At 43.0% G+C, this 9,678-nt stretch carries 7 protein-coding genes and 1 pseudogene; 1 reads left to right on the plus strand and 7 read right to left on the minus strand.

All coding sequences use genetic code 11. From position 1 onward, the window contains the following. Positions 1–1,128 (minus strand): annotated as a pseudogene (locus tag F8R90_RS28180) (pyruvate:ferredoxin (flavodoxin) oxidoreductase); the annotation flags it as partial. A gap of 804 nt (positions 1,129–1,932) precedes the next feature. Between F8R90_RS28180 and F8R90_RS28185 the strand changes: the two are divergent. Beyond that, entirely contained in the window at positions 1,933–2,163 is a 231-nt protein-coding gene (locus tag F8R90_RS28185; protein WP_196513429.1) for a hypothetical protein, read from the plus strand. 39 nt (positions 2,164–2,202) lie between these two features. On the opposite strand, the gene F8R90_RS28190 is transcribed toward F8R90_RS28185, so the two are convergent. From F8R90_RS28190 to F8R90_RS28215, 6 genes are all read right to left on the minus strand, one after another. Next, positions 2,203–2,970 carry a DevA family ABC transporter ATP-binding protein gene (locus F8R90_RS28190; RefSeq protein ID WP_196513430.1) on the minus strand — a complete coding sequence of 256 codons (768 nt, stop codon included), beginning with the start codon at positions 2,968–2,970 and terminating at the stop codon, positions 2,203–2,205. Positions 2,971–3,039: 69 nt separating this feature from the next. Continuing rightward, positions 3,040–4,206 carry an ABC transporter permease DevC gene (gene devC, locus F8R90_RS28195; RefSeq protein ID WP_196513431.1) on the minus strand — a complete coding sequence of 389 codons (1,167 nt, stop codon included), beginning with the start codon at positions 4,204–4,206 and terminating at the stop codon, positions 3,040–3,042. A 14-nt stretch (positions 4,207–4,220) separates the two neighbouring features. Beyond that, entirely contained in the window at positions 4,221–4,556 is a 336-nt protein-coding gene (locus tag F8R90_RS28200; RefSeq protein ID WP_196513432.1) for a DUF2834 domain-containing protein, read from the minus strand. A gap of 51 nt (positions 4,557–4,607) precedes the next feature. Beyond that, positions 4,608–5,897 carry an ABC exporter membrane fusion protein gene (locus tag F8R90_RS28205; protein ID WP_196513435.1) on the minus strand — a complete coding sequence of 430 codons (1,290 nt, stop codon included), beginning with the start codon at positions 5,895–5,897 and terminating at the stop codon, positions 4,608–4,610. A gap of 153 nt (positions 5,898–6,050) precedes the next feature. After that, positions 6,051–6,653 carry a TetR/AcrR family transcriptional regulator gene (locus F8R90_RS28210; RefSeq protein WP_196513433.1) on the minus strand — a complete coding sequence of 201 codons (603 nt, stop codon included), beginning with the start codon at positions 6,651–6,653 and terminating at the stop codon, positions 6,051–6,053. Between the two features lie 492 nt (positions 6,654–7,145). Beyond that, positions 7,146–9,485: a cation:proton antiporter domain-containing protein gene (locus F8R90_RS28215; protein ID WP_196513434.1), complete on the minus strand. Its 2,340-nt coding sequence runs from the start codon at positions 9,483–9,485 to the stop codon at positions 7,146–7,148. Positions 9,486–9,678: the final 193 nt, after the last annotated feature.

The raw sequence follows: 9,678 nt of genomic DNA on the forward strand, positions 1-9,678 counted from the left end.
GGCAGGGGGCAGGGGGTAGGGGAGAAGATCCTCCCCCTTGCTCCCTGCTCCCTGCTCCCCTGCCTCTTCTCCCCATGCTTCATGGATAGCAGCCACAACATCCAAATACAAAGGCTCCCCGGCGCTACCTGCTTCTTTAGTGCGGTCGAGAACTGCGATCGCTTGTACACTAGTTGGTAATACTGCAACAAACCTTTGGACATCAAAGGGGCGGTAAAGTCGCACTTTCACCACGCCAAGTTTTTCACCATGGGCGTTCAGGTAATCTACTGTTTCATGGACGGTTTCACAACCTGAACCCATAAGAACAATAACGCGATCGGCATCGTTAGCACCGTAATATTCATAGATTTTATAATGCCTTCCCGTGCGTTCTCCAAATTCATCCATGATGCGTTGGACAATTTCTGGACAAGCGTTGTAGTAAGGGTTCGCACCTTCACGTCCTTGGAAGTAGACATCAGGGTTTTGAGCAGTACCGCGCAATACTGGACGGTCTGGGGTGAGGGCGCGGCTGCGGTGGGCAAGTATTAGATTATCGTGGATTAGCGATCGCAAATCGTCATCTGAGAGCAGTTTGACTTTCTGCACTTCATGTGATGTGCGGAAGCCGTCAAAGAAATGCATAAAGGAGACTCGCGTCTCTAGGGTAGCAGCATGGGCGATGAGAGCAAAATCTTGACTTTCCTGCACCGAAGCGGAACACAGTAGAGCAAACCCAGTTGCACGAGCTGCCATCACGTCGCTATGGTCGCCAAAAATTGATAAAGCGTGGGTAGCCAAGGAACGGGCTGCAACGTGAACCACGGCACTAGTCAACTCACCAGCAATTTTGTAGAAGTTGGGTATCATCAACAATAATCCCTGAGATGCCGTGAAGGTGGTACTCAAGGAACCTGTTTGCAATGCCCCATGCACAGCACCAGCAGCTCCTCCTTCGCTTTGCATCTGCACGACGCTGGGAATAGTACCCCAGAGGTTGGGACGACCTTCTGCTGACCAAGCATCTGCCCATTCACCCATTGCTGAAGAGGGGGTGATGGGATAAATGGCAATCACTTCATTTAGTTTGTAAGCAACACGAGCAACAGCTTCATTCCCGTCGATGGTTGCAAAGGTTTTGTTCATAATTTGATTTTTGTCCCCGCCTCTAAGCTGCATTATCAGAACACGTGAATATAAGAATCAGAAATAGCCAAAACTAGAAAATGAGTGTATTATCTGCATTAAAGATTTATCGGTAGGATTTACTCCGTGTTTAAAGGATAATTTATTGATGGCTTTTGGCTCTTAAGTTAACTTTCAACAAATATTGCATCTATTAATATCTCATCTGCAATACTGCATCTATTAATATGTATTAATAATGTACTCAATTACCCAAGTCTCTCTTTGATAAGACTTTAAGGCTATTTATTAGTTTTTTGGGGGTACAGGGCCGGGAATTTCTGAGAGGATATCTGAAATTTTTTTGTATACACCTAACCCTTGGAGATCCCCCTAAATCCAATACGCTTGGGTTAAGGCTTAACTCTTTGTCAAACAAAGTCAATTTTTTAACGTAGACGCGGAGCGGCTTGCCGCAGGCTACCGCAAAGGGCGCAAAGGGCGCAAAGAAAGAGAAAAAAGAGAATAAAGGAATGCTTAACTGAACTGTATTGCCCCTAAATCCCTCTTAAAAAGGGGGACTTTAAGACTCTTGTTCTCCTGCAACTTTTCTCTTAGGGTTTACCATTGTCGCCGTGGAAACTCCAACTGCATTGCTTCATATTGCTGCCCTCAAGCAAATGAATGATGCCCATCTTTCAATCCCAATATTTATATTAATTTGGGCATTATACGATTTGATTTTTATCTTTCCATTAATGAATCAAAGGCGATTGTTAGCTAATGGCTTAACAATAAACGAAGATGAATGCGTGAATTACTGAAATGAGAAAGCAATCAAGCCTTTTGATAAAGCAATATGCCTTTTTACTTACTGAATCTACTGAAATGAGAAAGCAAACAAGCCTTTTGATAAAGCAATATGCCTTTTTACTTACTGAATCTACTGAAATGAGAAAGCAATCAAGCTTTTTGAGAAAGCAATCAGGCATTTTGAGAAAGCAATTAGGTATTTTGCTTACTGAATTCGACTTTATCTTTACTTTGGCTTTATAAATGACCTCTAAACAGCCATTCTTAAGTAAGTTTGACGAATTACGAATTGGTATTACTTGCTTGTAATGTAGTAGATTCTGTGCTATCGGTCTTCAGCTGACCATCTTCCATATAAATGATGCGATCGGCAATATCAAGGATGCGATTATCATGAGTAACTAGCAAAATCGTGCAGCCTTGTTCTTTAGCCAGCTTCTGCATTATTTCTACAACATCGCGCCCAGATTTTTTGTCAAGTGCAGCAGTGGGTTCATCTGCTAAGACAATTTTAGGATGGCTAACTAAAGCACGAGCGATCGCAACCCGTTGTTTTTGCCCTCCAGATAGCTTCTCTGGGTAATAATTTACACGATCAGCTAAACCGACAGTTTCCAAAATGGCGATCGCTTTGGCGTTGATATCTTGATTCAAAAAATCGTCGTGCAACTCTAGAGACATCCGCACATTTTCTCTAGCTGTTAAAAAAGTCATCAGATTATGAGCTTGGAAAATATAGCCAATCTGGCGACGCAGCTTAGTTAACTGCTGCTTTTTCGCACCACAAATTTCCTCTCCTAAGATTTTGAGGCTACCTTCTTGGGCAGAACGCAATCCACCCATTAAAGTCAACAAGGTGGTTTTCCCCGATCCAGAGGGACCAGTCATAATAACGATTTCTCCAGCCTTTATCTCTAAATTAATGTCAAATAATACTTGTTTGCGAAGCCCACCTTCACCAAAATAATGGTTAAGGTTGCTAACAGAAATCACAGGTTCTAAAACAGAAAGTGTTGAGTTGGAATATTCTGGTAAAGATTTTTGCAACATAGGATTTTATAGGGCATTAGGTATGGGAGAGATAATTCCTAATCTTTGTAGAGACGCGATTCATCGCGTCTAAAAAACATCGGCAGGGTCAGCAGATCGTAGTTTTCGCATTGCGATCGCACCAGAAACACTACACATAATCACAGTCAAAATCCAAACTTGTATCGCCCGTTCCATTTTCATAAAAATAGGAAGCATCGTCGCAGCGTAGGTGACTTGATACAATCCAAAAGAAAGGATAAATCCAGGCAGAAAACCTAAGATAGCCAATAACAATGCTTCTTGAATTAGAACTCCCAAAAGATAATTATCGGTATATCCCATTGCTTTGAGGGTGGCGTATTCTGGCAAGTGGTCAGAAACATCAGAGTAAAGGATTTGGTAGACAATCACGATGCCAACAATAAAGCCTACTCCAGTACCTAAACCGAAAATAAAACCAATGCCAGTACCTTCTTCCCAATAAGTTCTCTCCACTTTGGCAAATTCCTCTGGAGTCAGAACCCTGACATCTTTGGGTAATCCGTTAACAAGTTGCGATCGCACTTTTTCTACATCGGCATCTGGTTGAAGTGTAATTAACCCAACTTCGATGCGATCGGGTTTACGTTCTGGGAATAGCTGGAGAAAAGTAGAGTCACTGGTGATCACATTACCATCGGCAGCAAAGGAAGCACCATCAGTAAACAAGCCCTTAACAAAGACGGCTTTACTATTCAGTTCCGTGTCAAATTTGCCTGTTTTCTTAAAGATATCGGCAACTGCGCCGTATTCTGGACGACCTGCCTGGTCAAATATCACTTGATACAACTGTTTCAAGTGCTCCTGGTTTTGGTTAATTTCGGGTGATTTGAATGCGGGTTGTACCGGATCAACACCCCAAACCAAAATGGCACGCTCAAGACGTGTTTCGGGATTTCGCCACTGTCCGGTGCTGATGTAGACAGAATTAACTGACTGAACACCTTCATAACCTAATGTTTGATACAGTCGTTCTCTAGAAAAGTTTTTTACCGAAAACAAAGTTTGAAATTGGGGATTAATTAAAACCAAATCTGCCTGTAAATTGCGATGAGGTTTCACAGCAGCATCAAAAAGCGCACTTTCAAATCCCAACTGGATAAACATCAGCATATCGGCAAAGGTAATACCTGCGACTGCGACAGCCAAACGGGTTTTTTCCTTCATTAACTGCCGCCATGCTAGCGGCGTTTTGCGAAATATTTTAGGAAACATATTTAAAAAACCCTTTAATAACCCAGTGTTTCAGCTTGCTGTTCAAGCTGGCGCTCTCGCATGAGAAGAAATAAGGGAAGACCTAAAGAAACACCAACTAAAAGATTACAGACAACGTAAACCCAGAGATTTTGCATTTTTAGACGTGTCCCTTCCCAAAATACGAATGTCCACAAAACTAGCGATGAAACAATAACATCCATGCCAAAAAAACCAGAAATTTTGTTGGCAAAGAGTTGTTCAAAAAACAGCTTTATATCAAGACCATGCTCTAAGAGAAATGGAACAAACTGGGAGTAAGGTAGAACGAAGCCAAGTACACAAAGCAAAAGGTATATGACTTTAATCATGATTGAATTCATCCTATAAAAATGCTGGAATACATGAGACAACAAACAACTCTATATTTCAATTGCTGTCTGTACCTGTAAATTAGTGAAACCTGCAACTCGCTTACTGTCTTCAGGATTGAGGCGAATTTTCACCTCAACTACTCGGCTATCAAGGTTTTCCCCTGGCTGGTTGCTGAAAACGTTTTGTCTATTCACCTGCAAGCCAATTTGGGCAACGGTTCCTCGCAGTTCGCCAGCAAATGCCTGACTGCTAATAACTGCCTGTTGTCCTAGTTTTACTTTGCTGATGTCGGTTTGATAAACTTCTGCAACTGCAATCATCTGGTTTGTTTGCGCTAAGTCTGCAATGCCAGAATCACTAATTTTTTCTCCGACTCGCGTATGAATTTTGATGATCTGTCCCGCCATCGGTGCTTTGATGTAAGCACCCGCCAACTCGGTTTGGGCATGTTTGAGTGTGGCGATCGCATTTTCAACTTCTGTCTTGGCTGCGGCTATGTCTACAGGTCGGACTTCTGCAATACTGGTAAGTGTGGCTTTGGCTTCACTAACTTGTTTGCTACCAGTGGCGTTAGTGCGGGCAAGTGCTGCTTTGGCTTCAGCAAGTTGTTTGCTAGCAGTGGTGTTAATTCGGTTGAGAACTGCTTTGGCTTCGTCTACTTGCTGTTTAGCAGTTTCTACAGTCAAGCCCTTACTATCGTACAAAGAATTAGAAACTGCTCCTTGAGAATATAGCTGCTGATAACGTTGATATTCGGCTTCAGCATTTTTGAGTTCTGCCTCCAACTTCTTAATGGTTGCCTCTTGAGCTATCCTGTCTCCTTCCCACTGTGCCTCTATGCGGAATATCGCTTCCTGTTGCGCTGTTTTGTCTCCTTGAGATTGAGCTTGGAGGCGTTCAACGCTTGCCTGCTGGGCCTGAATTTCTCCTGCTTTTGCTCCTGCTTCAACTTGAGCGAGTTTAGCTTGGGCAACTCTAACTTGTTGTTGAGCTTGTAGTACAGCAGTTTGCAAGCGATCGCGGGCATCTAATATTGCCACAATCTGTCCGGCTTTAATGCGATCGCCCTCTTTGACTAAGATTTGGGCAATGCGATCGCCATCTAATGCTAAGGGCGCAAACAAGCTAATTACCTCTGCTTCCGGTTCTAGCCGTCCTAAGGCGGCCACTTTTTGAATTTTGGGCGTGGTTTCAACTGGCTCAGATTTCTCAGTTTGACCAACTAGCCCAAACTGAGAAATCCCATAAACAACAATTCCACCTGTAATAGCAGTAGCTGCAATTACTAATGCAATTAACCCTTGACTGGAAGCTTTGGATGACAGCTTTTCAACCATCTCTTTTGTTCTCATAAAAGTTTTATTTCCTGTGTAAAAAATTAGCTGATAATAGGCAAAAATTATTAATTATCTTTGACATACAAATATTTTTGATTCTTATGTATAAAGCATTTTGAAAAATAGAGAGGTACAAAATATAGCTATCAAACATTATGAAAAGCCTATTCCACTATTGGCTTCTGCTGCATGTTGCGGCAAGTATGCTGTCAGCATTTTTCCTAACAATGCACATTGTTGAATAAAATCAATTGTTTCATCACCCCATAATTTCTCTAGAATCAAACCATTGACAAAGCTCAAGACAAAGGAAGCTAATACCGGGTCTTGAATACCCAAAAAATCACAGGCTGCCTGCTGATAACGCTTATTAGTCCGCTTAAAAACACTATTTTTTAACATTTCCTTAGAGTCTTTGTGTTGACAAAAATCAATCCAAATGTAAGTCCATTTAATGAAGTAATCTTCGTTTTTTACTAAGTATCTTCCTAGTGCTTCCATTGACTCTTGTAAAGTTTGTGCTCCTTCTAGTTCAGCTAATGCTGCACTTAAATCCTGCTCACATATCTCTTGGGCCAATTGCTCAAATAGAGCTTGTTTGCTAGGAAAATAGTGGTACAACGTACCAGTAGAAACTCCTAATCCTTCAGCAATTTGGCGCATAGTGATGGAACCATAGCCTTTTTGGGCAAATAAATCAAAGCACTTGTCGAGCAGTTCTTTACGGTATTGCTCATGGTCAACAATCTTAGGCATATCTCAGTTATTATTTTTTATATCGAACGCTCGTTATGCATTAGAGTAACATCTTTGTTAGTGATATGTAAATGCATAGTTGATTAATTTAAATCGAACATGCGTTATAGTTTAACCTAGTTTTGCGCTAGATGTAATACTCTTGAACCTTGCATGACTAGAAGTCTGTCAAGCCAACAATGCTTGGTAAAACACTTCTCTTGTTTTATCTGACTCTGCGTTCTCTGTGCCTCTGTGGTTTGTTCTTTTACCCTTCAAACTGTCTTTGACAAACCACTGTCATGCGATTCCCAATACGGTTCGGTTAAGGGAAGAGACGCGATTTATCGCGTCTTTGTGATCTATAACTTTCATCAAAAAACCTTATCCGAACCGTATTGATGCGATTCCTACTTCATCGGCACGCACATCATTTCCATAGGCATTTTAGCATCCGGCGCACTAACGGCTGCTGTTAATAAGGTATTCGCCCTCACTCAAATTCCGAATTAGTTAATCAATTACACTATCCGTAGGCAGAAACTCTTTGAGGGCTTCTGCCTCAGCAGCTTTTACCACTGGAATAGAAAGGGGTACTGAACTGGCGATCGCAAATAACTGTTGTAGTTGACTCAGACCTGTCAAGCCACCACATAATAATACTTGGTCGCCAACTCGCAAATCCATGCCGCCATCAGGATAGCGGATAAACTTGCCATCGCGCCGGATCGCCTGTACCTGTACTCCAAATTGCTTGCTGATATCTAAATCTGCAAGGGTTTTACCTAGGGTTGGCGTATCTGCATTAACTGTAATCCACTGGCAAGCACTATTTTCTCCGGGAACAGCAGCTTGTCCTTTAGCAAATTCTGCCAAAGCTGCCAGTTCTTCATCTGCTCCGACTACCAGCAAGCGATCGCCATCCTCTAATTTAGTTTGATTATTGGGATAATCGATTTCATCGCCGTTAGCGCGGCGAATTGCCATCAAACTCGCTCCTGTTAAGTAGCGCATATCTGCTTCTTCTATGCTCATACCTATTAAGGGCGAATTAGATGGTAGAGGATACCAGCGCTGATTTAGATCGCGAGTTGCTTGGCGCAAATCGCGGGCAACTTCAGTTGCAGAACGCTCTGGTCGCAAATCTAAATAATGATCGTTGCGGATTTGCTGCATTTCGCGTTGGACGACAGCTGGCGACAACAAGCCTAAGCTTGTTAATAAATGAGTTGCCATTTCTAAGCTGGCTTCAAACTCTGGTTGGACAACTTCTTTTGCTCCCAATTGATACAGCACCTCAATATTTTTATCCTGAGTAGCACGGACAACCAAATCTAATTCTGGGCACAATTCCAGAGCGCGTTTCAAGCAAAGACGGGTACTCATGGGGTCTGGAAGTGCGATCGCCATTCCTTTGGCATGATTCACTCCGGCGGTTTCCAAAACATGTAAACTCACGCAATTGCCATAGACATAAGGCAGCCCAGCCTCACGTAACTGTTGAATTCTACTCTCTGATTGGTCGATTATTACCATCGGTAGGTCGTGTTGCTGCAACAACTTCACCAAATTCTTGCCCACTCGCCCATAGCCGCAGACTACCACATGGTCTTTGAAGGGCAAATCTTCCGACACATCCCGTACCTGATCTTCTTGTAAATACGGTTTCAACCAAGGCATTGATTCGGCAAAGTTAAATAAAAATGGCACTAACCGCAGAACAAAGGGAGTAAGCATGAGAGTGACTGCGGTGGTTCCCAAAATTAATAAGTATATTTGTCGGGACACCAGCCCCAATGATTGCCCTTCGCTGGCGAGAACAAAGGAAAATTCCCCAATTTGCGCTAGTCCTAAACCGGCGATTATGGCTGTTTTTAAAGGGTAGCGGAATAGCTTTACTAGGGGCGTGATAATCAAAAATTTACCTACGAAAACTAGTGCTACCAACCCTAAAATCAATTCCAGGTTGTTCCACAAAAACACTGGGTCAATTAACATGCCAATGGCGGCAAAAAATAAACTGGCAAAGATATCTCGCAGTGGTTCGACATAAGTCAGGGTTTGATCGGCGTACTCCACCTCCGAAATCATCAAACCGGCGACAAATGCCCCCATCTCAATTGACAGCCCCAAATACTCTGTCAACAGAGCAATGCCCAAACACAGGGCTACAACCCCTAATAAAAATAGTTCTCGGCTTTCGGTACGGGCTAACAGTCGCAACAAAGGTGGTATCAGCCAAATCCCCGCAGCTATTGCACCAGCAGCGAATAAAGCAATCCACAGTAGTGCTGTCAGTACGGCGATGCCAATAGTTTCTGCGGGTTGGTTGAGGGCTGGTAAGACTGCTAGCATTAGTCCCAGTGCCAAGTCCTGTACTACCAAAATCCCTAGCATCACTTGCCCGTGAGGCGTTTCTGTTTCGTTGCGCTCCATCAAGCACTTGAGAACAACGGCTGTGGAAGATAAGGACAGAATACACCCCAAAAACATGCCCTTAGCAGGTAAGGCTCCCCAGGCTCCAGTTAATCCGCATACCACAACTGTAACCAAAATTGTCAGAGCAATCTGGAGTCCACCTCCGCCAAGAGCGATCGCTTTTACCTTCTTAAGTTCCGCTAAGGAAAATTCCACACCCAAGGCGAATAACAAAAAGGCAACCCCGAACTGTGCCAGAGTCTCTACTTGAATAAGTTCTTTAATCAATCCCAGTCCGGCTGGGCCAATGATCATCCCGCCAATCAGATACCCTAGCAGCACGGGTTGTCGCAAAAGTGCTGCCAACAGTCCACCGCAAGCTGCAACACCTAGAACTAAAACTAAATCAACAATTAGCCTAAAATCTTCTTGCACCAGTTTTAAAAGAACTTTAATTAAGACCTATTAATTTAGGATACAAAGTTTTATGATCTCAAACCGCTTGTTTAATGAAGGTGCGACAAAATTTCCATATTGGGGATTAGGGATTGGGGATTGGGGATTGGGGATTAGGGATTAGGGATTGGGGATTGATTATTCGCCTCATCTCCCTCATCCTCCCCTGCCC

Source organism: Nostoc sp. NZL (genome assembly GCF_015714705.1).
In the GTDB taxonomy this organism is placed as follows: domain Bacteria; phylum Cyanobacteriota; class Cyanobacteriia; order Cyanobacteriales; family Nostocaceae; genus Nostoc; species Nostoc foliaceum_A.

Excerpts from the sequence above, each read along its gene's own strand:
- F8R90_RS28205 (WP_196513435.1), bottom strand. The coding sequence starts at position 5,897 with ATGGTTGAAAAGCTGTCATCCAAAGCTTCCAGTCAAGGGTTAATTGCA.
- F8R90_RS28200 (WP_196513432.1), bottom strand. The coding sequence starts at position 4,556 with ATGATTAAAGTCATATACCTTTTGCTTTGTGTACTTGGCTTCGTTCTA.
- devC (WP_196513431.1), bottom strand. The coding sequence starts at position 4,206 with ATGTTTCCTAAAATATTTCGCAAAACGCCGCTAGCATGGCGGCAGTTA.
- F8R90_RS28185 (WP_196513429.1), top strand. The coding sequence starts at position 1,933 with ATGAGAAAGCAATCAAGCCTTTTGATAAAGCAATATGCCTTTTTACTT.
- F8R90_RS28210 (WP_196513433.1), bottom strand. The coding sequence starts at position 6,653 with ATGCCTAAGATTGTTGACCATGAGCAATACCGTAAAGAACTGCTCGAC.
- F8R90_RS28190 (WP_196513430.1), bottom strand. The coding sequence starts at position 2,970 with ATGTTGCAAAAATCTTTACCAGAATATTCCAACTCAACACTTTCTGTT.